We start from the raw sequence: 26,148 nt of genomic DNA on the forward strand, positions 1-26,148 counted from the left end.
CGAAACGTTTCCGGTCGACAAGCAGGAAAGAAGTAAAAGAAGTTTATTGTATGGTAAACTAACAAGGAAGGACATGGATTCCATGTTCTTCCTTGATTATTAGAAAAATGATATTCAAATGGAAATCAATGAACGGAGGAAGGACGCCAATGAATATCGTTGCATTGGTCGGAAGCTTGCGGACAGAGTCCTATAATCTCAAATTGGCGAAGTTCATTCAAGAACGGTACAAAGACAAATTCCAACTGAACATCGCCGATATCGAGCGGCTGCCGCATTACAACCAGGACGATGAACTGAACCCGCCTGAAGCGGTGGTGTCGTTTAAGCGGCAAATCGCCGCAGCCGATGGTGTGTTGATCATCACGCCCGAGTACAACTGGTCGGTTCCAGGCGTATTGAAAAACGCGTTGGACTGGCTGTCGCGCGTTGATAAGGTGTTGATCAATAAACCGGTGATGACCGCCGGTGTATCAGGCGGGATGATGGGAACGATTCGGGCGCAGCTCCATTTGCGCCAAATCTTGCAAAGCCCAGGACTCTCAGCCAACGTCTTGCCGCCTGCTGGGAATGAGGTGCTGATCAACTTCGCCAGCCAAAAATTTGATGAATCGGGACAACTGATAGATACGGCAACCATCGACTTGTTGGATCAAGTGATCGAACAGTTTGTGCAATGGATTCATACGCATCGCGAACGGTGAGCGCGCCGTTCACTTTTTCTTTCGGCTGACGGTGAGTCCGAGTAAGTTAAATAATTTGCTTGACTATCAAGCAGGTGCAAGAGAATCGAGAGAAGAAAAAACGGCAGCGATGCCGTTTTTTCTTGAATGCTCATCTATTTCGCATAGCGGACCATCGTAAGCATGCCGCCCATGTCCTTTATCGAATGCATGTTGGTTGTATGGTGAGGTTTATGACAGTGAAAGACCCAATTTCCCGGGTTGTTGGCCAAAAATTCGATGTTCCATGTTTCTCCTGGCGCTACATTAATCGTGTTTCGTTTTAATCTTGCCATCATAGGAATCGGATTTCCGTCAACCGCGGTGACACTAAACTCATGCCCGTGAAAATGCATCGGATGAGAATCCATACTTAAATTGCCAAGGCGAATACGGACGCGCTCGCCATATCGGACAAATAAAGGAGCGGTATCAGGATAGGCTTTGCCGTTAATTGTGAAAAAATTAAACATCATTGACATTGGATCGATGTCATATATATTTGATGCCGATTGTTTGGAAGGGTGATCATTCATTGGATGGCTGCTAGTTTGCTGATGCATCTCCATCTGCACAGCCCACTCTTGAAGCAACAGAACATAATCGCGGTCCACGGGTTCTTCGTATATGCCGCGCGAAATAAGCATGCCTACTAATCCCATTAACTCTTGTTTTGCATCATGGACATGGCTGTGGTACATAAACGTTCCTGACTGTTGGATGCGAAATTCATACGTAAAACTTTCCCCCGGTTGGATAATCGGGCTGCCCCCAGGGCCGGGTACGCCGTCCATTCGGTTGGAAACAATTAATCCGTGCCAATGGACGGATGTCGCTTCTGGCAAACGGTTTTCGACTGTAATTTGAACATAGTCCCCTTGATTGACAAGAATTGTCGGCCCGGGAATACTTCCGTTGTATCCATACCCGCGGATTTTAATTCCGTTTACCAACTCATGCACGACCGGTTCCGCCCGCAAGTGAAATTGTTTTACCCCGTTTTTGAGAACCCGAAATGGCGCATCTTTTACATTGGGCGTGATAATAGGCGTTTGAGGATTTCCCGGCAAGTAACCATGCATTCCCTCTTCCCCCTTTAGAGAAGGTATCACAATTTCATCATATGCTGCGGCATGTGTGGATAGTCGTTTGATCATCCCGAACCGAGAAGACCCCCACTTCCACGCGTGAGCGTCAGTAGGGGATGAATCGGTGTCTTCCCTCATCGATCTTCCTCTTGCATCAAAAGAACAAAAGGTATAAAATGGGCACGAACAGAACAAACGTTCCCTAAAATAGGAGGGAAGGTCATGCATAGAGCCTATCGGTTTCGGTTGGATCCCACCCGAAAACAAGCGGAGCTCATCAACCAAACGATTGGGTGCTGCCGGTTTGTGTAAAGTCTTTTGGCCGAGTGGAATCAAGCGTATGAAACAACAGGGTCGGGGCTTGGCTGCAAAGAGTGTTCCAAAATGAGAGGCTTCGTTTGCTGTCTTTGTAAGGCAGCTGAACCGTGGGACGCACGGGGATGGCTTGGTTGACAGCCTGCCGTGGGGCGGGTGTTCCCAAGAATCTCCCACCTCTAAAAGGCCGGTGAAAAAAGTACACCCTGAGGCAGGGATTTAGGGGGCTTATGTCGAAAAAGGAAGAAAAATCGTTGGAATGGAGCGTGAGCGGATCATGAAAGCCCCCAAAAACCCTTCGACTCAGCCTGCTTGCGGCACGCGCTTTCTGCCGTTCAGTCGCTCCCTTCTCGCTCGGTTGAAAGGTAAATTCATTGAGCCGGCAAGCCTATGTATTTTTTCTTGCAATTCTCTGCACTTTTTGCTTGCAAAAAACACACGGTCTAATACTAAGCCACAAATACATTTATATACACGTTCGGACAATGACATTTCTTTTTCGTTTCCACAACGGGAACATTTTTTTGTCGAGGGAAACCATTTACCTACTGTAGATGAGCATTTTTCATTACAATAATTTCCATGGTTAGAGAGACAAACAGGGAACCCCTTAGGCGACATGGAGCTGTTTTTTGATCACATCAATGGGAATCTCTTGCTTCGCGGCGTTATAAAGCACGGCCGAGTGCTGTTTGTGGAGGCGGATGGGCTGTTCATTTCCCGCCAGGGGAAAGGGAAACGGGCGAAAGAAGAGAAAATCCTGGCGGTTCACGAGGGATGGAAACGAAACGGTTCGCAGCTCGAGCTCGTGAACCGGCGCCACTACCTCCATGAAGGGGCGGGAGACGTGTGGGAACGGTTTGAAGAGTGGCTGATGAACGAATATGCCTATGACCCGTGCCGGGACCTTTTGATCATCAACGGCGACGCGGCGTCGTGGATCACGGCCTGCCGGGAGTATTTTGGGAAGCGGGCGTGCTTTCAGCTGGATCGATTTCATGTGGCGCGGGAGCTGCGTCAGTGTCTGTCCGGCCATCCGCGTTGGCGGGAGGTGCGGAAGAAGCTGGCGAAACAAGACGAAGAAGGACTTTTGGTCGAGCTGAACAGCGCGGTCGGCACGTTGGAGGACGAAGGCAAAGAACAACAGCTGGCCGCCTTGATTCGCCGGATCGAGTCGATGCCGGGATGCATCCGGGACTATCGGGAGTGGCTGTCGGAGCAAGGGGTGGAGACGACCGGCATGCGTCCGATGGGCCACGCCGAGAGCGTGATGAGCCGGTTTGCGCATCGGGTGAAATCCCGCCGCAGCTGGAAAGACCAAGGGCTTCGGGCGTTTCTGAGAGCGACGGCAGCCCGAATCGACGGGATCGGGTGGAGAAAGGGACGGTGGGAGGAGCAAGAGCCCCAGTCGGCCGTCTCGGCCTCAACAAAGTCCAAGCGGATCGAACAGGCCAAACGGAAGGCCGGACGGTTATGGGCAGATGTGGTGCGTCAGAATCTACCGTGTCTGCAGCGGTCATCCGGGACGCCGATCCATCAAGCGTTGTCGGCGCTTCGGGATTTTGGTTGGGTGTAAAAAAATGGAATACAATATCATCACTTCAAGATGAGGGATGAGAGTCCGAAAGCGCTTACGATATCAATTCCTGAAAATGGTTCGCTAACTAGTGATTGACAACACCCGTAGTGAACCGAAAAAATGTTCTCCACAAAGTCTTGACTGACTCTTTAGACTAACATCAATGGTCTCCTTCGTTCGTGTGTGATACAATGACGGAGAAAATGGATGATAAAGCAAACGCAGGGAGCGAGTGACATGAACATTGGTTTTGGCGAAATTGCACTCATTGTTTTCTTTGCGCTTTTAATTTTCGGGCCGAAAAAATTGCCTGAGCTTGGAAAGGCCGCTGGAAAAACACTGCGCGAATTTAAGAAGGCTACAAATGGGATTATTGACGACGAAGAACAAAAAACCCAAAAACACGATTAGTTAGAGTAAGCACTATTAACGTGTGATAATAAGATACACATCAGCGGTCTGTTAGGCAATTGTTATATGGGCATCTATCCATATTAGAGTATTAGAATTAGAAAGGGTGTCCCAAAAGCAGTCACTTTTGGGACATCCTTTCTTTCATTTCTTAACTGCTATTTTGTTATTGCTTCCTGTACGGTAAGTGAAGGTTTTTTGCACGTTTCGTGATTTCGACCAATTGGACATGGCGCCCTTCCATTTTTAATACCTTAAATTCATAATCGCCGTAGGAAAGAGTGTCGCCTTGTTGAATATCAAATTTTTCTGTTAAAATCCAACCACCAATCGTATCAACATCCGTATCATCGATATCCGTTCCAAGCAAGTCATTTATATCTTCAATCAATACTTTTCCATCAACAATGGTGGTATGTTCATTCACTTTGCGAATCATCGGAACTTCGTCAATATCAAACTCATCTTGAATCTCACCGACAATTTCCTCTAATATATCCTCAACTGTTACAAGTCCAGCCGTTCCGCCGTATTCATCTACTAAAATCGCCATATGAACTCGTTCACGCTGCATTTTGACGAGCAAGTCATGAATAGGGATGGATTCGATTACTTGTATGATTGGGCGGATATAATCATCTAACTTCTTTTCAGTGGCCTTTGGATTTTGAATACAATCCGTTAATATTTCTTTTATGTTTACCATACCAACGATATGGTCTTTATCTCCGTCTATAACAGGATAGCGCGTATATTTTTCTTGCTTTATCGTTTCAAAATGTTCCGCAATGGAACGGTTTTTATCTAGTGCGACAATTTCTGTACGCGGTACCATGATTTCTTTGGCAATCCGATTGTCAAACTCAAAAATATTGTTTACGTATTTATATTCCGACTGATTAATTTCTCCACTTTTATAACTTTCAGATAAAATCAAGCGCAATTCTTCCTCTGAATGGGCCACTTCATGTTCGGATGCTGGTTTTAACCCAAATAATCCGGTAATGACGCGAGCAGAGCCGTTTAATGCCCAAATAAACGGATACATTATTTTGTAGAAAAAGATTAAAGGTCTTGAACATAACAGTGTAATGGTTTCTGCTTTTTGAATTGCCAATGTTTTCGGAGCCAGCTCTCCAACGACCACATGCAAAAAGGTAATCGTTGCAAATGCAATCGCAAAAGAAAGGAAAGACGCCACAGACTCATTTAAATTCATTCGTTCAAATACAGGGTGAAGCAAATGCTCCACCGTTGGTTCACCAAGCCAACCAAGCCCTAATGCGGTAATGGTGATACCAAGCTGGCAAGCTGATAAATATTCATCCAAATTAGAGATGACTCTTTTGGCAGCCCTAGCGTTTCGATTTCCTTCAGCTATCAGTTGATCAATGCGTGTACTGCGTACTTTAACAATGGCAAATTCGGATGCAACAAAGAATGCCGTTAAAGCAATTAAAACACCAACCATCAGTAAATTAACTATCTCCAATTAAGCTCTCTAGCTGTATGCAAACAGCTAGAGAATCCACCTCCTGTTAATTTGGCTATACCTTTAATTTATTACGTTACTCTTCTTCATTATTCCCTTGGAAGAAAATCATAACAAACTTGATTAACTCTAACACAGAAATTAATGCCGCAGCTACATAGGTTAATGCAGCAGCATTTAAAACTTTATTCACTCCCCGTACTTCATCATTGAGAATAAATCCTTCAGCAAGAAGAAGCTTTTTGGCGCGAGAACTCGCATTAAATTCTACCGGTAACGTAATTACTTGGAATGCCACGGCTGCTGAAAAGAGAATAATGCCAAGCCCAATGAGTGAAGCTTGATGCAACAAAAACCCGCCTAACAATAGAAATGGAGCAATTCCAGAAGAAAAATTCACCACTGGAAACATACGATGCCGCAAAACTAATGCGCCGTATGACTGTTGATGCTGGATTGCATGGCCAACCTCATGGGCAGCTACTGATATAGCCGCGATAGAACGTCCATAATAAACAGGTTCAGACAATCGAACAGTGCGTGACAATGGATCATAATGATCTGTCAATGTACCAGGCACTAGTTCAACGGGAACATGATATAAACCATTGGAATCTAAAATCTTTCGTGCTACCTCAGCTCCAGTAAGAGACGAATTAGCACGGACTTCCGTCCATTGATTAAATGTACCTTTTACTTTAAATTGTGCCCAAAGTGACAGTCCGAATGCTAAAAAGATGAGAATGTCCATTGGATGAAATAACATTGCATTCTCCCCCTGCTACTTAAAATTCTTCATCTTCTCCACCAAAGAAGTCCACAAAAAATCCTTCTTCCTCTTCTTCAGCTTCCTCCTCAAAACCAAAGGCTTCCTCGATGGCATCATCCACGAGCTCTTCCACTAACATTCCGGCAAACATTCCTGCAGCAAAGCCGCCAATCGCTCCCATCATGCCATGTCCTTGTCCATGAGAATGAGGAATGCGGGAATAGTGAGCCATGTAGGATGATGCTGTATATTGATACGGCTGCTCGATCATTTCTTGAATCATTTCGCGAAGTTTGTCAGCTAGTATGCTTACATCGGTTAATTCTGTATGTGCGAAAAAGATTTCCCGTTTTAACTCTTTTTCCTGCAAACCAAAGGCTCCTGCATATACATCTACTTCAAGAAGCAGGCGAACTCCCTCTTCTTCTAAAAATGCAAAAAACTCAACTTCTTGAACAACTTCTCTAAATTGTTCCGTTGGAAACAGTTCGAATTCTTGGCCATACGGTTTTAGTGATCCTGAAGTTGCCTTTTCCCGGAAGCCTAGCTTTTCAAAAGCAATGAAGATTTTTTCTAAAGGCAATGGTGGAAGAATTTGTACTGCATCTTCATCCAAATGATCTACACCGCCTGCAATATCAAGACGGGTAACAAACGTGTAATGAATACCGTGTCTTGACACTGGAAGAGTTTTTGGCAATTCATATGCAAAAGGCAATACTTTTTTCTCGCCAGCCTGAATGACAAAGGCAGAAGCTACTGGAATCGTTGCCACTGTTTTTGTTTGCGATTGCCCGTTTTGGTTTAATGTTAAACGAAGTTCTACATCAATTTTGTTGATATGCTGTTCTACTGTTCCTCCTTCAATGAAAAATTCACCGCTAATGGTCTCTCCCAATCGTACTTGGGAATGATGCAGCATAAGGTTGATATTCGCAGAACCAATCCCCAGCTTCGATAAAAATTTTCTAAACATTCTTTCATCTCTCCTAACATTAAATAAAAGGATTTTCTCCAAGCAATATCGCTAATGTTTGTAGCAAAGTATAACCTTGTTGGGCCAGTGGTTTTGTCATCAGCTTGATCTGTTGTTCATTTAATTGTTTAAGTAACGGTTTTAATTCCAACAGTTCTTCTTGAATATGTTTCATTTCTTCTTGAAGGTGCTCAATTTTATCTACAATTTCATCCGCAGCATCTGGTTGACTTTGGATAATCTGCAATCGCTCTTTGATTTCCTCCAGAGTTAAATGCTGTTTTTTTAATGCATCAATTAACTGTAAACGTTCGAAACTTTCTTCGGGATAATAGCGATAATTTGTTTCGGAGCGAACAGGTTCTAGCAACCCTAATTGTGTATAATAATCAATGGTTCGTTTCGAAACGCCAGCTAATTCTGCAAGTTCACCAATTTTAAACAACTTCCCAATGAACTCACTCCCTAATATTTTTCGTAATGCTAATTAGATTATATTCTTAAAAAACTGTACAGTCAAACGTTATACTGTTGATTTTTGTTTCAAATTCGTTTCAATCACTACATACGAATATATTTTGATTTTGGATTCATGAATAAAATAAAAAACCTAAAGAAAAAACTTTAGGTTCAATAAAAACTAACTCAACATTTTGAGACATCCTAAGCAAATGAGAATGGCTCCGGGAATAAATGTCTCCTTTTTCATTATTTTAGTTCGTGATAATTTCCGACCGATTATTAAACCTAAGCGAATAAATAAAATATTCATCAAACCTACCTAAGTAGTTGTTATAAGTGGTGTCCCCCATAAATGAGGCACTTATTCCTGCGCCAAAGATATCCGTCTCATTGACAAGATTATACCGTTTAATCAATGTCTTTTAACAAGTATGATCTTTATCTTTGAGATCGTATTTGTTAAATTACATAAACATAAAAAACACTTACATGGCGTAAGTGTTTAGCTGATTAATTCAATTCTTTCAATTTCTTTTTCATAACCCGTGGTGCTAGATAAAATCAGACAAGCATAAAAAATAGCCCTTGCATGAGGATCTCCTTAAAATGAAAGTGCGACCAAACATTTAAAAGGAGAATTCACTGCAAGAGCACTTTCATTTTACAACAGATCGAGCCAAACTTCAAAAACAATATGAAGCGATTTTGTTCTTTGTATCGGCTCAACTATCGAGTATCCAGATTCCTCTTCAACGTCGAAATCGTCATTTGTTGAAACAGGAAGACGAAGTCATCATCACCGTCCATGTCCTTGGAAAGTTGTTGGGCTTCACTTCCGAACGGGCTTGGCACCGGTTTGTGATTGGGAATTTGTTTCCCAAGGCCTTGTTCCCTGAGCGCTCTCGGTACAACCGTCGCTGCCGAGCGCTTAGCTTTGCGATCAAGTGGATTCGGCGCCAGCTGGCCAAGCGCGGGCAACACCATGCGTATGCGGTCGTGGACAGCTTGCCGATCGAGCTGTGTCATTCATCCCGAATGTATCGCGTCAAACGGTTTCGTGGAATCGCCGATATTGGCTATTGTGCTTCCAAAAAGACCGCTTTCTATGGGTTGAAACTTCATCTGCAGGTCACCGACCAAGGGCTTCCGATGGGATATGTCGTCACCGAAGCGTCTTGTCACGACCGGGTGGCCGCTGAAACCGTCATGACGCAAATTCCACATCCGTATAACCTAGGTGACAAAGGGTATATCAGCCAAACGCTGCAAAAGAAGCTGTACGAAGAACACCAAGTCGCTTTTTGGACGCCCGTTCGAAAAAATCAGCGAATTCGCCAATCGGACGCATGGAAACAGTGGATGAAGCGAAAACGTAAAGTGGTTGAAATCGTGTTTTCGATTTTAGTCGATTCGTATCGGATCACCGAGATTCGAGCTAACTCGGTTTCTGGATTTGAAACGGCGCTGGATGGTATTTTACTGGCTTACTCGCTTGTTGTTCTTGGGCTAGTTGAGCGTTAAGACTCAACTAGCACCACGGGTTTTTAATAATATTATCATAGTTGGTGTTTATCTGCCATTACAGAGAAAATACAGTTAAAAGAGTGATATGTCATTTGGTACTTAAAATGAGGAAATGCGGATAAAATTCAATGGATTAAACTAAAATGGTCTGCACATGTTGGCGGTGCAGATGAGTTTGACGGAGAAACGAAAGAATACGAAGTTGAATTGAAATTGAAGTAATGAAGCCTACTCACTTTGAGTAGGCTCCTTTTTTATCCATATCTCCTCAAGCGGTCTCTTCAGTTCTGTACAGATCGCATAGGCCAGATGGAACGAAATGTTGGAAAGAGAAAAGGCGGATGACTCCGCCTTTTTTGCACGGGATAGCAGCCGAAAATAATTTTGCACAAATTTTGCACGGGATGAACGAGCATGTCCATTCATCCTTGAAATATCAATGGTTTTATGATGCGGTTATTATCCCTCCTGGACGCCACTTACATACGAAAAGTGCGCGAAACAGCGCTAAAGAAAACTCTCTATCGGAAGCACGGACTGTCGTGCGACGATCGAGAGTTTTTTTTGTAAAGAACATAAGGACAGCCTGCCAAGGCTGGAGAAATCGAGAGAACTTAGTGAGGCGGGTAAGGGAAACGGCAGCGGAAATGTGAGGGCGTCATCTGTATACAACCCAGCGACTCAGCAGGATAGAGCAACGAGCGGGACATCTTTGAATGGGCTTCGAGTTGCCCCGACGCATCAGGCTTCTTGGAGTTAGCTGGCAGAGGAAGGGGCACCGGCCCTAAGCTTGAAGTTGCTGAAACATCAAAAAACGCATAAAAGAAAGCCTCTGTTGCCTATATGGGCGAAGAGGCTTTTTCAGCATTATTATATTTTATTTAATTTATCGATCACTTGCACCAAGATGCTTTTTTAACGCTTCTTGAAGAATCTGCGAGTAATTCACATCATATTGTTTCGCAAGGTCATCGAGCCATTTTGGGATCGTCAACGTCTTTTTAACGGCTCTGTTTTCCATTTCATATCTAAAAGGTGGCATCCATACCTCAATGAACGCGATGGCTTGATTGGTTTGTGTTTGAATTTCCGATACTTTCGAAGGCTGAGGGATTTCTTCATTTTCCTGCTCTAAGCCATACAGATGTAATGCCACTGCTTCTTTTGCCATTTGAAATGCTTCTTCTTCTGTATCTCCGCAAGTAAAGCAGCCAGGAAGATCCGGAAACTCAACAGATATTCCATCGCTTCCATAATCGAAAATAGCTGGATAGATATAGCGGTCTTTTTTGTGCATATATGTGAACCTCCTTTTAGGCGAGGCTTATAATAGCCCCGCCTGTTTGAGTATACTTTTGACTGTTTTGATTGGTAAGTTTTTCTTTGGATGAGGGATGGTTACAAGTCCAGGTTTACTGGGATGTTTAAACTGATGGTGACTGCCGCTTGTTCTTACTATGTACCATCCGTCTTGTTGTATGATTTTGATTAATTCCTTTGAAGAGTAATTCTTCATTTCCCTCCCTCCTTGGGTTTATTATAACACGTATTATAACACGTATCAATACTTTTTTATTGTTTTTTGTCGTGTAAATGCCACTAATAACTGTAGATGAGCAAATTGGCTAACATAAATTTACAACCAAACAAAAAAGGAGACATGAACCCGACTCCTTGAGTAAAGTAGATGTGCTCAAAACCCATTCACCCAAGGACATGGAGATTATTGTAATGAAAAATGCTCATCTACAGTAACTTTATTTTATTATAAGATCACGCTTATTTGGGACACAGAAAAAAACACCTATGCTGTCTGTTTTCTGAACTCAATAGGAGGCAGGCAGTTTCGTTTGGGTCTGAATTCGAATTCCCCGTTTACCGCAACCGCAGAAGCTTTTTGTCTTGCAAATGAAAACAAATTGAAACGTTCATGGCGGCGAAAGTTTGTTAAAATGTATAGGATAGAAATAAAATCATAAAACGCGCCATACAATGAACATGCATGGCAAATACGTGAATCAGGTGATGGATATGGGGTTCGAACAGCAACTTGTTCATAAAACGTTTTATGAAACGTTAATCGATGGAGGAGAGCGCGACCTTGTCGGCACGTTCGGGGATATGTTCTTCGCCGCGTACCGGGATGGGGCTGATTTGTCGTCCATTCGTTTTGCTCAAGGGGAAGTGTATTTCCATCGCCGCGACTATGAGACTGCCATTTTCAAATGGGAAAACGTCCATAACGGGTTGCGCCCATGGGCGCAAAAAAACATCGCGGACAGCTACTATGAGCTTGGACAGCTTCAGCTCGCCGAAGAGCTGTACCGCTCGATTGAAGCGGAAAGTGAAACGCTCCAGGCAGAAATCATCTTGCGCCTATTTTCGCTCTACCGCGAGTTAGGTGAAAGAGAAAAAGCGGATGAAATGATTAAGCGCGGGGTGGCGCTTTACCCGGATTACCCGAATATGACCGAATGGGCCCACGCCTTTTTCGAGGAACAAGGCGATTGGGGAAGTGCCATCGAGCTCGCCTTAGGAGAAGCGGTGCGGACGTCAGCGCGCCGCTGGGCGGACATTTTAACGGGCTATGTGGAACAAGGGCACGCGCGGATGATGGCGCCCGCGCGGTTTTCACGGTGTTTGGCGCTGTTGTACGAAACCGATCGGGTAAAATTTGAGCGGTTAGTGCAGGCGTTGTGGAACGGCTATCAAGATAGTGATGTGTATTTTCCGTGGCTGGCGGAATGGAACCGTCTTTACGATGAGCTGGCGATTGGCCGTGATTATGAGTGGAAGCGAATCCCCGCCCTTTTGGCTGGGGCGTATGACGGGTTAGTGAGAGGGCCGTATCGGTTGAAAGAGCTCGTTGAGGTCGTGCCGCCGCTCTTAAAAAGCTGGGTGAATTTGGCCGACGGACGCGGGATGGCGACGGCCGCCGCCGCCTTGTTGGCATGGAGTGAGAAATTCCCGGAAGGCTTTGATGACGAAACGGTGAAAAACGCCGCGAAACAGCTTGTTTGTGCGAATCGGCAATCAGGGGAAGCGGGCGTGGCGCTATTTGAAGAAATGGCCGACTGGGCCGAGGCGCAGCGCGCAGGTTCTCATTTCCGCTTCCGCTGGCTCGTGCGGCAGCTTTCCGATCTGCGGACGCACCGCGTTCTTGTCGCTGGGGCGTCGCGAAACGAGCGCCTGGCGTTTTTGCGCACGGTGGTCGGCGAAGCGGCGTTAGTGGCGCCGTCCGCTCCGGTGCTCGTTTGGAAAAACGGCGGCGAGATCGAAGTGGCGAAAATCAGCGATGAACAGTTTACCGTTTTTGCAAGCATCGATGAGTTTCAACAAGCATCAGGGGGACGGGGAAGCCGCTTTCCTGACGATGCGGTCATCGAGTGCACAGCGCCGCTTTCGCTCGTGCCGCAAGAGGTAGCTTTGCTGGATATCGGGCCGCTTGGCGGACGCGCCTCTTCTGATCATGAGGCGCTTGTGTCGTTCCCGCTCGCCGATAGCATTCTTTTCCTTCTGAACGGCGATGATCCGCTTTCCAGTGTCGATGAACAACTTGTGCTGCAGCTTTGCGAGCGGGCGCCGCACACGCCGATTCACTTTTTGCTTCCTCCGGGCGACGGGATGATCGATGAGCAGGAGGAGTTGCGGATCGCCCGAGAAGTTGAAGCGCACATTCGCACCATCGTTCCCGGGGCGAACGTGATCGTCTATTCACCGCACGCGCCAAGCCGCAAGCAGCAGCAGGCGCTCGTTGACCTGCTTGGCGAAGTGCGCCATCACCGGTCTTCCGTCCGTCGGGAAGAAGCGATATTGGCGACGATTCGCCAATTCATTGCCCATTTGTTCCGGCAGCGGGCTGAGGCGGAAAGCCGGTTGGCGGAGTCGGTCGTGTGGAGAAAGGAAATGGCGGCCAAGCTGAACGGAGCGATTCACCAGCTCGGCGATCAGCAAGAAGAAAAGACGGTGAAAATCGTGAAAGCGTTCCGCGCGGTTTTGGAAGAGACGCGGACGGCCTTGGCAACGGCGATTCCCGACATGTTGCGCAAGTCGGCCGACTTTGTGCGCGAAGACAGCGACTTTGCCCGCCTTCACCTTGAACTGAATGATCAAGTGAACAAACAGCTTCGCGCTTATATCGATGAAGAGGTATTGCCGAAACTGCACCGCGCCTTGGAAGATTGGATTGCTGCGGCAAAAGAGGAATTTGACGAATGTCAGGCGTTTTTATATGAAATGGGTGAAGGGTTTAACGCCATGTTTGGCGAGGAGCGGCTGAAGCTTGAATGTGATTTCCGCATCCTTTCCGATTGGCAGCGTGATATCGACCGGCTTGCAGGCGGGGCGCAAATTGATAAGCTGAACATTTTCCTCCGCCGGACGCCGGGGCAGCTGCTGTTGAAAGGAGCGGGCAAACTGCTTGGCGCCTTTACGCAAAATAAGGCGATGTTGGCGCAAAAGTATAAGCAATTGATCGAAACGCAAGATTACGCCGATGTGGCGGAAACGGTTGCCGAGCAGTTGTTGCTGCCGTTTGAATGGTTTGCCAAATCGCTTGAGCGCGACATCGCCCAGTTTTTCCAAGCACCGTCGGCCGTGTTAAACGAAACGTTGGAACGGCTGGAGCTCGAAATTGCCGCTCAAGAAGGGGAGTTAAAACAGATGCGCACAAATCCGGAGGCGTACCGCGACCCGCTTGTTCTCTTTGGCATCCGTTTGCGGCAGTGCGAGCATCTGGCGCAGGCCGCTTCTGCGGCGGTTCGGGTATAGAAAAAATCGGCCGGACATCGGCCGATTTTTCTTCCTTTCAGACAGGTGAAGCAAGAACGGAGGACAACGACCACCGATGGAAGGGCATCGTTTTGCTTTAGGCGAAGACGAGCAAGAACGGTTGCGGTTTTCTTATCGTGCCGCGAATGCCGCTGGCTCTTGCTATACGTAGACGTTGATACGAAGGGATGGGGGATGCTTCCATCGCTTTTTTTCTTGCATTCTTTTTTTCTAAAGAGTAGACTTTGATTGTAAAAACATAATATGTTTACGGGAGCTTGTGGAATCAGGCTGAGAGTACGGCTAATCCGCCGTTGACCGTTTGAACCTGTTGGATAATGCCAGCGCAGGGAAAGAGAGTATACATAAGCACTTTGCCTGCGTGCAAAGTGCTTTTTGGCATGGATCGAAAGGCGCGATCGAGCGGAAAGGGTGGGGAAAGATGACACAACAAGAAATGATCGAAAGCTTGCTTCAGTTGATCAATAAAGAAACGTCCACAGAGGAAGAATTCAATGAGCATGCGCTCATGTTATTTGCCTATCAATATGAAAACAATGTTCCGTATCGTACATATTGCATGCAAAAAGGAAAAACGGCAAGAACGGTGAAAACATGGCGGGACATTCCGGCTGTGCCGATTAACGCCTTTAAAGAATTAACGTTAAGTTGTGTTCCTCCCGAACAGGCTGAACGCGTGTTTATGACGAGCGGCACGACGCAAGGAGTGCGCGGGAAACATTACCACCCGGCGTTAAGCGTGTACGATCAGTCAATGATCGTCAATTTTCAAAAGCGGTTCATGAAAGAGCGCAACAAAATCAAAATGGGTATTCTTTTTCCGACAGAAGACGAGCTGCCGAACTCTTCGCTCGCCCATTATTTAGCGCTCGCTGTCAATGTGTTTGGCACGGAAGACAGCCGGTATTTTGTCAACCGGGATGGCCTTGACATCGACCGGCTTCTTGCTGAGCTGGAACAGGCGGAACAGTCAGGTGAGCCGTACGCCCTGCTAGGCGCTTCGTTTAGCTTCGTTCATTTGTTTGAGGAGCTCGCCAAACGCGGCAAAACGTTCCGCTTGCCGGAAGGGAGCCGGATTCTTGATACGGGCGGCTTTAAAAATCAGTCGCGGGAAATGGACTTGGACGAGTTTTACGACACGCTGTCTTCGTTCCTTGGCGTCCCGCGCCGCGAGTGCATCAACATGTATGGGATGACCGAGCTGAGCACGCAATTTTATGATGACGGAAATGAGACCGTTCCGTCGGTGAAATCGGGACCGCATTGGATTCGCACAAGGGTGATCCACCCGTTAACCGGAGAAGAGATGCCGAAAGGAGAACGCGGCGTCCTCGTTCATTGCGACCTCGGCAACTTTAACTCGGTAACGACGATTTTGACGGAAGATACGGGCGTGGAAACAGACGGCGGGTTCTTATTGCTCGGCCGGGTGCAAGGGGCGGAAGCGAAAGGCTGTTCGATCGCGGTCGAAGAATTCATCCGCGCGGCAAAGGGGACATCCGAATGAGAGAATATGCCGGCTATCTCCCCTACATCGGGGATGAACCGATTGAAACACGTGTGTTAACGTTTGAAAAAAACGGAGAAAGAGTCGAAGTGGAAGTTCCTCTTTTAACGGTCGAGCAGCTGAACAAAGTGATGGGAAAAGTGAAACAAGCCAGCGCCCAGTTTCTCAAATCGCTTTCGGTGACGGAGATCATCGACTTGCTTGACCGAGTGATGGCACAGCTGTTGGACCGCCGCCATCCGTACCGGCAAAAGGCGGAACAAGTGCTGCCGATTGTGACGGGCTATGATGAAGAAATGGTCCGTTTAGGGTTGACCTCGTATTTCAAAACGTTCCGCAAGCCGCAGCTGCAGCGGTTTCTTGTGGAGGACTTGGAAAATCCGTTGCTTCTTGACGATTTTCAACCGCGGGCCAAAGGCGGCTTTTCCAAAGCAGTCGGCCCGGATGTCATCGTTCACGTTTGGGCGGGAAACGTGCCGGCGCTGCCGTTATGGAGCCTTATTTCCGGGTTGTTGGTGAAGTCGGGGAACATCGGGAAAGTGTCGAGCGCCGAGCCGTTATTTGCCGGTTGGTTTGCCCGCTTGTTAGTGGAGGTGGAGCCAAAATTGGCCGATTGCCTCGCTGTTGTTTGGTGGAAAGGCGGGGATATCGAGAGGGAGCGCGCCGTGTTTGGGCAAGCTGACGTTGTTGTCGGCTATGGAAGCAACGCGTCGCTCGAAGAGATGCAGCGCCGCCTTCCGGTGACGGTCCGATTCTTGCCGTTTGGGCATAAAGTGAGTTTCGGCCTCGTTTCCCGTTCCTGTCTTGATGCGCGCAAGGCGTGGCAGGCCGCCCACCAAGCGGCGCTCGATATCGTGCGCTATGACCAGCAAGGGTGTTATTCGCCCCATCTGTTTTACGTGCAAACCGGCGGAAGCGTGTCGCCAAAAGAGTTTGCCCGCTATGTCGCCCACGAGCTGAACTGTTTTGCGAAACGGTTTCCGCGGCGTCCTCTTTCCCTTGAGGAAATGGCGGCGCAAGCAAGTTGGCGGCAGCGCGAAGAATTGGGCGTGCTGGCGAACAAGGAAAAGGAAGTGCTCGGAAACGAAGCAGGAGACTGGACAGTTGTTTACGAACCGGAACGCCGGGAGTTTGCCGCGAGTTGCCTAAACCGGGCAGTGAAAATCGTCGCCTTTGATGACATTTCACAAGTGATTGCAGAAATCGCCCCGTATCGGGCATTGTTGCAGACGGCGGGGGTGGCTGCCTCGCCAAAAGAGCTGTTCGAATGGGCGGAGCAGTTAGGAAAGGCGGGTGTCACCCGCATTACAGCGCTCGGGCATATGACGTCCCCTGAAGCGGGCTGGCATCATGATGGGCGCTTTAATTTGCGCGATCTTGTGCAAATGGTCGACATTGAATCAGCGGCTGAAGCATATGCGGAACAGTTCGCTCCTTATGTCGATTAAGGAGGAAAATAGGGATGAGCTTTTTGCAGCTAGACCGTGTGACGTATCGTTACCAAGGGTTGACACCGGTGATCGACGGGGTCAGTTGGACGATCAATGAAGGGGAATTCCATTGCCTCGTCGGGAAAAGCGGCTGCGGCAAGACGACGTTGTTAAAGCTTGCGGCCGGCCTGTTGCAACCGGATGAAGGGGCCGTTTATTTGCGAGGCGAAAAAGTGACGAAACCTTCCTCTTCGATCGGCTATGTTTTTCAAGCGCCGACGTTGCTTGAATGGAAGCGGGTCATCGATAATGTTTTGCTGCCGATCTCGCTCAAACGAAAACCGGCGAAGGAAGATTACGAGTTGGCGCACGATTTGCTCGAGCGGGTCGGGTTGTCCGCCTACCGCGACCATTACCCGGCTCAACTGTCCGGCGGCCAGCAAAGCCGGGTGGCCATGGCCAGAGCCCTCATTCAACGGCCGGCGCTTTTGTTTTTGGACGAGCCGTTTGCGGCATTGGACGCCATTACGCGCGAAGAATTGCAAGCTGACTTGTTGACGCTTTGCCGGCTGCAAAACACAAGCGTCTTGTTCATTACCCACGATATTGCTGAGGCCGTATATTTAGCGGATCGCATCGCTGTCATGGCCGCCGGGAAGATTGTCTATGCGCTCGACGTCGACCTTCCGAAACCGCGAACGTTAGAAATGCGCTATGAGCCGCGATTTAACGAGCTTAGTTTTCACGTGCGGCAGGCGATGGAGGGGGTGAAGCGATGAATCGGGCGCCCGTTTATTCGCTAGTCTTGTTTGTTGCGCTTCTTCTCGGATGGGAGCTGGCCGCTAGGCAAATGTCGGAGCTCGTCCTGCCGGCGCCGTCGGTCGTCGCCGCGACACTTTTTGATGGCATAAGGACCGGCTATTTTTGGCCGCACATCGTTCGGACAAGCTTGGAAGTGTTGCTTGGCCTTGGCTTAGGAAGCGGCCTTGGCCTCATCGTCGGCATTCTCATGGGGGAAATTGAATTTTTGCGCAACTTGTTCTTCCCGTACGTCGTCGCCAGCCAGGCCGTGCCGAAACTCGCCTTGGCGCCGTTGTTTATTCTTTGGTTTGGTTTCGGCATGACGTCGAAAGTGGTCATTACGGCCTTGATTTGTTTTTTCCCTTTGCTTGAAAATACGGTGACGGCGATTCAATATACGGATCGGAACAAACTCGAACTGTTTCGCGTGTTAGGCGCGACGCGCTGGCAAACGCTCATTCATTTGAAACTTCCCGCCGGGCTGCCGCATATTTTCGCCGGTTTTCGCGTGGCCGTCGTCTTGGCGGTCGTCGGGGCGGTCGTCGGCGAATTTATCGGCGCCAGCGAAGGGCTGGGAGCGATGATTATTGCTTCCCAAGGAATGATGGACACCCCGCTTATGTTTTCCGTCTTGCTTTTATTGACGCTGTTGGGCATGGCACTCTACCAAATCGTTCATTTCTTTGAAAAACGATTAGCAAAACCATATGAAAAGGAGACAAGAAAATGAGACGAAAAACGATGGTCACCGTATGGCTGCTAGCCATCGCTTTGTTCTTAGCCGCTTGCGGTGCGGCCGGGCAGAAACAGGAGGAGGCGGGCCGAACGACGGGAAAGGCGAAAGAAGAAAAAACAGAACAGCTGCGTGTGGCCCTTTGGAGCCAGCCGATCACCGAGCAAACGAACTTGCTGGCGGAAAAAGAAAAAGGCTTTTTTAAAGAAAAAGGCTTGAACGTGACGCTCATTCCTGGCGCCGGCGGCGGCGATGCGATCAAAAACATTCTTTCCGGACAAGCCGATATCGCTTTTACGGATCCCGGTTCACTGTTTTTTGCGTTAGATAAAGGAGCGAAATTAAAAGTCATTTACAATATTTATCCGCAAAACGTCTTCAACGTCGTCTCGTTAAAAGACAAACAAATCACGAAACCGGAAGACTTGAAAGGAAAGAAAATCGGCGTGTACAGCTTATCGAGCGGAACGCGGCAAAACTTATTAGTGCTGTTGCATCAAGCCGGGCTTTCGGAAAACGATGTGACGATTGTCGAAACCGGTTTGTTAAACTTTGCCCCGCTTATGCAAGGGCAAGTTGATGCGACAGCGGCGACCGATACCGGGCTTGTGATGGCGAAGGAAAAAGGATTAGGGGACGTCAACGTCATTGAAGTGAAAAACTATCTCAATATCCCGAGCGACGTCTTTGTCGTTACCGAGAAGACGTACAACGAGAAAAAAGAGTTGTTGCAAAAGTTTTTAGAAGCGTATCGAAACAGCGCCCAATGGATGATCGACCACCCGGAGGAAGCGGCGTCGTTAGCCGTCAAATACGCCATCGATGGCAAGGACGAGCAACGCAACTTACAAATCATCCAGTTGCGAAATGCGTCGAGCGTTTCGCCATTGACGGAAGAAAAAGGGTTAGGGGCGCTTGATGTAAACGTGCTGCAACAAGCTGCGAACACGTACAAAACGTTAGGCTTAATCAAAAACGACATCCACATGGCGGAAGTTGTCACGAATGAGTTGCTTCCAAAACAATAACGGAGGACGAAAATGGGGATGTTCTCAGGAAAAGTGATCGTTGTGACCGGTGCGAGCCGGGGCATCGGTGCGGCCATCGCCCGCGCGTTTGCCCGTGAACATGGGACGGTCGTCGTCAACTATTTGCAAAATCAGCAGGCGGCGGAACAAGTGGCCGCCGCCTGCATTGAACTTGGCGGTGATGCTTGGGCCGTCCAGGCCGATGTCACCTCGGAATCGGCGGTCAAGCAGTTGATCGAGCAAGTGATGATGGAAACAGGGAAAATTGATGTCGTCGTCAACAACGCGTTCGCGCCGTATGTATTCGACCCCGACGAGCGCAAACTGGCGTGGGAGCTTGTCTGGGAAGATTATCAAGCGCAACTGGACGGGGCGCTGCGCTCGACGCATTATATGTGCCAGGCAGTGATTCCGATCATGAAAAAGCAAGGCGGGGGGAGTATTATTAATATTGTGACAGACTTAGTCGCCCGCCCGGTCGTTCCGTATCATGACTACACGACGGCGAAAGCGGCGCTCGTCGGCTACAGCCGCAACTTAGCGGCGGAGCTCGGTCCGTTTGGCATCCGCGTCAATTGTGTCGCTCCCGGCTTAGTTTACCCGACGGACGCCAGCCGGCGGACAAAGGAAGAAGTGAAGGAAATGCTGATCGCTCAAACACCGCTGCGGCGAATCGCCACTCCTGAAGATGTCGCCGGGCCGGTTCTCTTTTTAGCGTCTGATTGGAGCCGCTTTATGACCGGACAAACGTTGTTTGTCGACGGCGGACTCGTCATGCGCTAGCGAGGCATTTGAAATTAGCCTGGTTTTCTAAGCTGCCCTCAAGAACGGATCATAAAGGGCAGCTTCTTTTTTCTGTCATTTTATATAGAACATGGCGGTTCGTTATGGTATGATATGATTAGATATTGTTAGAATGTTTAGAATATTTCCTGCCCCACAAACACATGCCCGCTGAATTTCTTCTTAGAAAAGAGGGACGAGCTATGACCGCTTCATTATGGTTTCTTTTGTTTGTGTTGTTGATGTGCGGCGTGTTGTTGCGCCACATCACCATTTTGGCAGTCAGGAATGAACGGAAGAAAAATGCATTCGTTTCCCAATACATCTTTGTTGCGCTCGTCACATTATGGTTTACCCCTCTTTATGTGAGCGTGAAGTTGGCGGTTTTCCTTGGCGTCGGTCAATACGGGCTTGTGCTCTGGCTCATTCTCTTCCTCATCGGGGTCGTTTACGTCATGAAACGGACGGAAAAGGAAAGAAAGGCGCTGCAAGAGGAATATCACCGCCGGGCAGGCTCGGCATGAACCGAGCGCCCGGCCGTTCGAAAGAAAGGAAGGCTGTTTCCGAAAAGCGGGTCAAATCGCTCGGAAACAGCCTTTTTTGAACGGATCAGACAGACGATTTCAGTTCAAACGCCCAGTTGCCGCGGCGAAAAATCGGTTCGCGTTTGCCGTCTTTCGTCACGCCGTCGATGTTCAGTTCGGCCGAGCCGATCATAAAGTCGACGTGGACGAGGCTGTCGTTGACGCCGCGGCGGTCAAGCTCTTCTTTGGACAGCGCCGCGCCGTTTTCGATGTTCGTCGGGTACGCTTTGCCAAGCGCAAAATGGCAGGCGGCGTTTTCATCAAACAGCGTGTTGTAAAAAATGAGATTGGACAGCGATACGGGCGACTGGTGCGGCACGAGGGCGACTTCGCCGAGGCGGCGCGCCCCGTCATCGGTATCAAGCAAATGTTTGAGCGTCTCATATCCTTCTTCGGCGCTGAAATCGATGACTTGACCGTCTTTAAAGGTGAGCGTGAAGCCGTCGATGATGTTGCCGTTGTAATTGAGCGGCTTCGTGTTGCGGACCGTGCCGTTGACGCCGTCTTTATGCGGCATCGTAAACACTTCCTCGGTCGGCATGTTCGGGTTGAAGCGCACTCCGGTTTGGCTGGTCGCCGCGCCGCCGTGCCAAACGTGCCCGTCGACGAGCTCGACCGTGATGTTGGTGCCCGGCGCTTCGTAAACGAGCTGTTTGTATTGCTTGTTGTTTAAGTAATCGACGATGCGGGCGAGCCGATCGTTATGTTCGCGCCAAGCGGCGATCGGATCGTCTTGGTCGACGCGGACGATGTGGAAAATCGCTTCCCATAATTTGTCGATGGCTTCTTCATCACGCAGATCGCCAAATACTTTTCGCGCCCATGCGGCCGTCGGGACGGAAATGAGCGACCAGCAGTTCCGGTCGGCCATGATGGCGCTCCGGTAGTTGGCGAGCGCTTGGGCGGCCGTTTTATTGGCGGTGGCGATCCGCTTCGGATCAACATCTTTCAATAAGTCCGGGTTCGGGGCGTAAATCGACAAAAAGGCCGCTCCTTGTTCGACGAGCTCTTCCATCCCTTTTGCCCGCCACATTGGATATTCGGAAAACGCTTCCTCCGGGGCATGGTGAAACTTGATATATGTAAGCGCCTCATCGTTCCATTCGACATACACGTGTTTTGCCCCGGTTTCATACGCCGTTTTGGCGATTTTCCGAACGAGCGGCGCCGCCTCGAGCGGAGCGTTGACGAACAGCGTCTGCCCGGGCTGAATGTTCACCCCGACTTTCACCGCCAGTTCGGCGTATTTGTCCAATTCCTTCTCCCAACGGTTCATCTTCCTCACTCCTTTTTTGGACTGACTCATCTCCACTTTATTATAATTCCCGCCGCCTCGCAACTTAGGGAGCTTTACATGTGGATGCTGTCCGGACGAGAGCGAAACGTTCCGATGTAGGACGCGCCTCATGTTGGAATAACAGGATGGGTTGACACATATGTAAAGAGTAAAGAAGGTTCCATGGTGAAGAGCAACAAACTTCGTTGTCACCGGCACTATCGTCGCAGCCTGATGATAGTGCCATTTTTATGAAAAGGGGGTGGGATGGCGGAGCAAAAAGAGAGGGACGGACTGACAGATCAGGTGTGCGCCTGTGCAAAACCATACCAAACAGGGAGGAACAGCGATGAATGGCATCATCTTGGCGGAACTCGTGCTGTATTGTCTTGTGATGGCAGCGCTTGGCTATTGGTATGGGAAAAAGGAGATGAGCCATTCCGACTTTTTGCTTGGCGGAAAAAAACTTCCCGGTTGGGCGCTCGCGTTTTCCGAGCGGGCGACAGGCGAATCGGCATGGCTGCTGCTTGGCTACACGGGTTTTGTGTTTGCAAGCGGCCTTTCTGCCATTTGGGTGGCCGTCGGCATTGTCATCGGCATTGTGTGCGCCTGGCTTTTTTTGGCTGACCGGTTTCGCCAAGAGGCGGAGCGGTACGGTGCGCTGACCTTGCCCGGCTATTTAGCGAAACGGTTCGGCGCGCATGGGCAAACGATTTTATGGCTTGCGACCGTCCTTATTTTTAGCTTTATGATGTTTTATTTCAGCGCGCAAATTGCCGGAGCGGGCAAGACATTGTTTACCGTTTTCCATATCGACCCAGCGCTTGGCATGGTCATCAGCGTGGCGATTGTCATTATCTTGTCATACACCGGCGGGTTCGTCAGTGTCGTTTGGACGGATATGATTCAAAGTGTGCTCATGCTGGCGACGCTCGTGATTTTGCCCATTGTGGCGTTCGTGGAAATTTATAGTGGTGGCTTGTCGATCAGTGAAGCGCTCCATCACGCAAAACCGGGCCTCGATTCATGGACGGGGGGAGTCACTGGATTTGCGCTCGGGCTATTGCTGTTTAACAATTTTGCCTGGTTTTTCGGCTATCTTGGCGGACAGCCGCAACTGAGCGTCCGCTTCATGGCGTTGAAAGACGCCCGCGAGGCGAAAACGGCCAAAACAGTGGCGATCGTTTGGACATTATTGGCGTATGGCGGAGCGTTTTTGATCGGCCTTGCGGCGATTGCCCTTTACCAAGGACAATCATTCACCGATGTCGAGACCGTGCTGCCGAAAATGGTGTTGGACTTGTTGCCGCCATGGTTGGCCGGGCTGCTGTTATCCGGCATTTTGGCCGCCATCGTGACAACGGCCGATTCGCAGCTGCTCGTGATCACGAGCTCCATCAGCGAAGATATTGTCCGCCGCTCGCTGCGCCTCCGCCTGTCAGAAAGGCAGCTTGTCGCGCTTTCCCGCGCGGTGGTGGTCATCGCCGGGTTGCTTGGCTTGGTGCTGGCGATGACATCCGAATCGCTTGTGTATTTCATTGTCAGCTGGGCGTGGGCTGGAATCGGCTGCACGTTGTCACCGGCCATTTTACTCTCCTTTTTCTGGAAACGGTATTCCGGCATCGGCGTCATCGCCACGATCCTGGCTGGGTTTCTCAGCACGGTCATCTGGATTTCCTCGCCGCTTGAGGCCATCATCAGTTCACGGTTTACGACGTTTGCCATTGCGCTGGCGGCCGGGGTGCTGTTCAGCCTGTTGTTTCCCGATCGTCAGCGGACGATGTGATCGATCGCGTCAATCCATTCGCATGAGGGTGTCCCGAAAGAGGCGGGACACCTTTTTTCTACACGAAACGCTTGATGATATCCAGCCTCTTTGAAGAAAAGGCGGGCGTTTATGCCGGTCCGGTGCGGTGTTTGCTGCTGTTTTGTCAACGTTGTTCGCTGTCCAAAAACCGTCGCACCATTTGGGCGCATGCCTCCCGGTCGTAGCGATGGTAAAAGGTCGTCGCAAACCGGGCCGGATCGCCGAAGAAAAACCGTTCGTACAGCGTCTGCCGCGTCCCAAAGGCGCTCATCACCAAATCCCAGGCGAAGCGGAACAGCTGCACCCGCTGTTCGGCCGGAAGCGTCGCTATTTGACCGAAGATTGTCAATGCGCTCGATATACTCGGTTCCGTTAATAATGGCCATAGTTTCCATCCCCTTTTTCCGTGAAAATCCCCACCACTTGGTGAGTGCGGTATACGCTCCTGATCCGTGAGGGTATACTGAAAATGGCCAAAAAAGGCAATAGGAAAGCAGAGGTGCCCGATTTTAGGCATCTCGTATAATTTTTCCGTGAAAATCCCCACCACTTGGTGAGTGCGGTATACGCTCCTGATCCGTGAGGGTATACTGAAAATGGCCAAAAAAGGCAATAGGAAAGCAGAGGTGCCCGATTTTAGGCATCTCGTATAACCTGTCTGCCTTTTGGCTAGACTAAATAAGTTGTGGTTGGCGGAACGGCTCTTTGCGGGAGATCATGCAAAAGATGATCACCAACATCCGCCGAGCAATGGCGATGAGGGCTTTTTTCTTCCCGCACCGGGCCGCCAACGACCAAAACTTTCGGGACAAGGGATGCGTCTTGGATCGAGCTGCTGACCATGCCGCCTCGCATAACGCCGATCGGAGATGGGGATTGCCTTTTGTCGTGCGCGTGCTCTTTCGCTTTCCGGCGCTTTCATGGTTGCCGGGGGACAATCCAGTCCATGAAGCCGCCCGTTCCGGCGTTTCAAAGACGCTCATGTCGGTTCCCATCTCGGCTATGATGACGGCGGCGGTTTGTTTTTTCACTCCGGGCATGGTCATCAGCAGGTTCACTTCCTCGCGATACGGCTCGAGCAGGCGGTCGATGTGCTGGTCGACTTCTTCGATTAACTGCTCCAATTCCTCAACGTGTTTCCACAAGAGGCGAAGGAGACGGAGCTCGTGTTCGGTCAAGGTGCCGAGCAGCGAATCGTACACCGCTTGCTTTTTCTTTTTGAGCCTTCCGCGCAGGCATTGATCCAACTCGTCCTTGTCCACGTATCCCTTCTCAAGCAGCCGGGCGAGGATGTCTTTTCCGGAAACGCCGAAGAGATCGGAGAGGACCGAGCCGAGTTTGACATTGGAAGACTCGAGCACTTTTTGAATCCGGTTTTTCTCCGAAGTCAGCTGTCCGACCCACTTTTTGCGGAGGCGGGTAAAATCCCGCAATTCGCGAATATCCGCTGGGGGGACGAAACTTTTTTCAACGAGTCCATGGCGGAGCAGCTTGGCGATCCACTCGGCGTCCGAGACATCGGTTTTTCTTCCCGGGACATTTTTGATCCGCTGCGGATTGGCCAGTGTCAAGTCGACATAGCCCTCGAGGAAGGCGAAGACCGGTTTCCAATACACGCCGGTGGATTCCATGGCGACATGGGTGACGCCATGTTCTTCGAGCCACTCAAGCAGGTCGCCAAGTCCCTTCGAGAACGTGGAGAAGGTTTGAATGTCCTTTTGAATGTGTCCATCTTCTTCCCATAGCGCGCAGGCGACGATGGTTTCGGCATGAACATCCAATCCTGCGCAGCGAGGATAGATGACATCCATGATGAAAATCCTCCTTTTCGATGATCGAGTGCGCAAACAGCGAATCCACGGGAGAAATGCGGCAGTTTTCCGTTCGTCGTCACCTTTCCTCCGCATCGGGAAAGGGCGGACAATGGGTGGTGCACCCAGTGGATTCAAACACTTTTCCGTACAGGGTCTAAGCCACCATTAAGCATAACGTCCTGTTGAACTGTTTGCGCCTACTCTTCATTATGGGAAGAAAAGGGAGATTTTCATGCCCGGGTGGAGAGCAAAAATT

General features: G+C 49.3%; 23 protein-coding genes, 2 pseudogenes and 1 riboswitch. Of the genes and pseudogenes, 14 read left to right on the forward strand and 11 right to left on the reverse strand.

Features of this window, described 5'->3' with window-relative positions:
- Nucleotides 1–149: 149 nt before the first annotated feature.
- Entirely contained in the window at nucleotides 150–704 is a 555-nt protein-coding gene (locus tag B9L21_RS05965) for an NADPH-dependent FMN reductase (RefSeq protein ID WP_063166541.1), read from the forward strand.
- A 134-nt stretch (nucleotides 705–838) separates the two neighbouring features.
- On the opposite strand, the gene B9L21_RS05970 is transcribed toward B9L21_RS05965, so the two are convergent.
- Entirely contained in the window at nucleotides 839–1,804 is a 966-nt protein-coding gene (locus B9L21_RS05970) for a multicopper oxidase family protein (RefSeq protein WP_063166540.1), read from the reverse strand.
- Nucleotides 1,805–2,032: 228 nt separating this feature from the next.
- Between B9L21_RS05970 and B9L21_RS05975 the strand changes: the two genes are divergently transcribed.
- Entirely contained in the window at nucleotides 2,033–2,122 is a 90-nt protein-coding gene (locus B9L21_RS05975; RefSeq protein ID WP_015374211.1) for a helix-turn-helix domain-containing protein, read from the forward strand.
- A gap of 441 nt (nucleotides 2,123–2,563) precedes the next feature.
- Here the strand turns inward: B9L21_RS05975 and B9L21_RS05980 are convergent.
- A pseudogene (locus B9L21_RS05980) lies at nucleotides 2,564–2,674 on the reverse strand (zinc ribbon domain-containing protein); the annotation flags it as partial.
- A gap of 124 nt (nucleotides 2,675–2,798) precedes the next feature.
- On the opposite strand from B9L21_RS05980, the pseudogene B9L21_RS05985 reads away from it, so the two are divergent.
- Both B9L21_RS05985 and B9L21_RS05990 read left to right on the forward strand, forming a co-directional pair.
- Nucleotides 2,799–3,701: pseudogene (locus tag B9L21_RS05985) on the forward strand (ISLre2 family transposase); the annotation flags it as partial.
- Between the two features lie 240 nt (nucleotides 3,702–3,941).
- Nucleotides 3,942–4,115, forward strand: a complete 174-nt coding sequence (locus B9L21_RS05990; RefSeq protein ID WP_063165627.1) for a twin-arginine translocase TatA/TatE family subunit — start codon at nucleotides 3,942–3,944, stop codon at nucleotides 4,113–4,115.
- A gap of 166 nt (nucleotides 4,116–4,281) precedes the next feature.
- Here the strand turns inward: B9L21_RS05990 and B9L21_RS05995 are convergent, their stop codons facing one another.
- The 4 genes from B9L21_RS05995 to B9L21_RS06010 all read right to left on the reverse strand — a co-directional run bounded on the left by B9L21_RS05995 (nucleotide 4,282) and on the right by B9L21_RS06010 (nucleotide 7,797).
- A complete protein-coding gene (locus tag B9L21_RS05995) occupies nucleotides 4,282–5,607 on the reverse strand; it encodes a hemolysin family protein (protein WP_063165628.1) in 1,326 nt (441 codons plus the stop codon).
- A 76-nt stretch (nucleotides 5,608–5,683) separates the two neighbouring features.
- Nucleotides 5,684–6,373 (reverse strand): zinc metallopeptidase, encoded by a 690-nt coding sequence (locus B9L21_RS06000; protein ID WP_063165629.1) that lies wholly within the window; start codon nucleotides 6,371–6,373, stop codon nucleotides 5,684–5,686.
- A gap of 19 nt (nucleotides 6,374–6,392) precedes the next feature.
- Complete coding sequence (locus B9L21_RS06005; protein ID WP_063165630.1) at nucleotides 6,393–7,352, reverse strand: sporulation protein; 960 nt, start codon at nucleotides 7,350–7,352, stop codon at nucleotides 6,393–6,395.
- A 19-nt stretch (nucleotides 7,353–7,371) separates the two neighbouring features.
- Nucleotides 7,372–7,797 carry a MerR family transcriptional regulator gene (locus tag B9L21_RS06010; RefSeq protein WP_172796416.1) on the reverse strand — a complete coding sequence of 142 codons (426 nt, stop codon included), beginning with the start codon at nucleotides 7,795–7,797 and terminating at the stop codon, nucleotides 7,372–7,374.
- 659 nt (nucleotides 7,798–8,456) lie between these two features.
- Here B9L21_RS06010 and B9L21_RS06015 point away from each other — a divergent pair.
- Nucleotides 8,457–9,335, forward strand: coding sequence for an IS982 family transposase (locus tag B9L21_RS06015; RefSeq protein WP_063165631.1), 879 nt, complete (start codon nucleotides 8,457–8,459; stop codon nucleotides 9,333–9,335).
- Nucleotides 9,336–10,224: 889 nt separating this feature from the next.
- Here B9L21_RS06015 and B9L21_RS06025 read toward each other — a convergent pair.
- Both B9L21_RS06025 and B9L21_RS06030 read right to left on the reverse strand, forming a co-directional pair.
- Nucleotides 10,225–10,635, reverse strand: coding sequence for a type II toxin-antitoxin system HicB family antitoxin (locus B9L21_RS06025; protein ID WP_063165632.1), 411 nt, complete (start codon nucleotides 10,633–10,635; stop codon nucleotides 10,225–10,227).
- Nucleotides 10,636–10,662: 27 nt separating this feature from the next.
- Entirely contained in the window at nucleotides 10,663–10,854 is a 192-nt protein-coding gene (locus B9L21_RS06030) for a type II toxin-antitoxin system HicA family toxin (RefSeq protein ID WP_063165633.1), read from the reverse strand.
- A 476-nt stretch (nucleotides 10,855–11,330) separates the two neighbouring features.
- Here B9L21_RS06030 and B9L21_RS06035 point away from each other — a divergent pair, with 476 nt between their 5' ends.
- The 8 genes from B9L21_RS06035 (at nucleotide 11,331) to B9L21_RS06070 (ending at nucleotide 20,935) form a co-directional block, all read left to right on the forward strand.
- Entirely contained in the window at nucleotides 11,331–14,108 is a 2,778-nt protein-coding gene (locus B9L21_RS06035) for a tetratricopeptide repeat protein (protein WP_063165634.1), read from the forward strand.
- Between the two features lie 260 nt (nucleotides 14,109–14,368).
- Nucleotides 14,369–14,478, forward strand: a riboswitch (TPP riboswitch).
- Between the two features lie 72 nt (nucleotides 14,479–14,550).
- A complete protein-coding gene (locus B9L21_RS06040; RefSeq protein WP_063167325.1) occupies nucleotides 14,551–15,636 on the forward strand; it encodes a long-chain fatty acid--CoA ligase in 1,086 nt (361 codons plus the stop codon).
- Nucleotides 15,633–17,084 carry an acyl-CoA reductase gene (locus tag B9L21_RS06045; RefSeq protein ID WP_063165635.1) on the forward strand — a complete coding sequence of 484 codons (1,452 nt, stop codon included), beginning with the start codon at nucleotides 15,633–15,635 and terminating at the stop codon, nucleotides 17,082–17,084. Before B9L21_RS06040 ends, B9L21_RS06045 begins: the two co-directional genes overlap by 4 nt.
- Before the next feature lie 14 nt (nucleotides 17,085–17,098).
- Entirely contained in the window at nucleotides 17,099–17,845 is a 747-nt protein-coding gene (locus B9L21_RS06050; protein WP_063165636.1) for an ABC transporter ATP-binding protein, read from the forward strand.
- Nucleotides 17,842–18,597, forward strand: coding sequence for an ABC transporter permease (locus tag B9L21_RS06055; RefSeq protein WP_063165637.1), 756 nt, complete (start codon nucleotides 17,842–17,844; stop codon nucleotides 18,595–18,597). Before B9L21_RS06050 ends, B9L21_RS06055 begins: the two co-directional genes overlap by 4 nt.
- On the forward strand, nucleotides 18,594–19,628 hold the full coding sequence (locus B9L21_RS06060; protein WP_063165638.1) for an ABC transporter substrate-binding protein: 1,035 nt from the start codon (nucleotides 18,594–18,596) through the stop codon (nucleotides 19,626–19,628). The genes B9L21_RS06055 and B9L21_RS06060 overlap by 4 nt, the downstream gene beginning before the upstream one ends.
- 12 nt (nucleotides 19,629–19,640) lie before the next feature.
- Nucleotides 19,641–20,411 (forward strand): 3-oxoacyl-ACP reductase, encoded by a 771-nt coding sequence (locus B9L21_RS06065; RefSeq protein WP_063165639.1) that lies wholly within the window; start codon nucleotides 19,641–19,643, stop codon nucleotides 20,409–20,411.
- 203 nt (nucleotides 20,412–20,614) lie between these two features.
- The gene (locus tag B9L21_RS06070) at nucleotides 20,615–20,935 is read left to right on the forward strand and encodes a hypothetical protein (RefSeq protein WP_063165640.1); all 321 of its coding nucleotides are present in this window, start codon (nucleotides 20,615–20,617) and stop codon (nucleotides 20,933–20,935) included.
- A gap of 85 nt (nucleotides 20,936–21,020) precedes the next feature.
- On the opposite strand, the gene B9L21_RS06075 is transcribed toward B9L21_RS06070, so the two are convergent.
- Nucleotides 21,021–22,271, reverse strand: coding sequence for an aminopeptidase (locus tag B9L21_RS06075; RefSeq protein ID WP_063165641.1), 1,251 nt, complete (start codon nucleotides 22,269–22,271; stop codon nucleotides 21,021–21,023).
- Nucleotides 22,272–22,620: 349 nt separating this feature from the next.
- Here B9L21_RS06075 and B9L21_RS06080 point away from each other — a divergent pair, with 349 nt between their 5' ends.
- The gene (locus tag B9L21_RS06080) at nucleotides 22,621–24,057 is read left to right on the forward strand and encodes a sodium/proline symporter (protein ID WP_063165642.1); all 1,437 of its coding nucleotides are present in this window, start codon (nucleotides 22,621–22,623) and stop codon (nucleotides 24,055–24,057) included.
- Nucleotides 24,058–24,202: 145 nt separating this feature from the next.
- On the opposite strand, the gene B9L21_RS06085 is transcribed toward B9L21_RS06080, so the two are convergent.
- Together B9L21_RS06085 and B9L21_RS06090 are read right to left on the reverse strand one after the other, a co-directional pair.
- Complete coding sequence (locus B9L21_RS06085; protein WP_063165643.1) at nucleotides 24,203–24,427, reverse strand: 4-hydroxyphenylacetate 3-hydroxylase C-terminal domain-containing protein; 225 nt, start codon at nucleotides 24,425–24,427, stop codon at nucleotides 24,203–24,205.
- Between the two features lie 325 nt (nucleotides 24,428–24,752).
- Nucleotides 24,753–25,889: an IS110-like element ISGka2 family transposase gene (locus tag B9L21_RS06090; RefSeq protein WP_014195317.1), complete on the reverse strand. Its 1,137-nt coding sequence runs from the start codon at nucleotides 25,887–25,889 to the stop codon at nucleotides 24,753–24,755.
- Between the last annotated feature and the right edge of the window lie 259 nt (nucleotides 25,890–26,148).

Origin of the sequence: Geobacillus uzenensis (genome assembly GCF_002217665.1) — a bacterium.
Classification (GTDB): Bacteria; Bacillota; Bacilli; order Bacillales; family Anoxybacillaceae; genus Geobacillus; species Geobacillus subterraneus.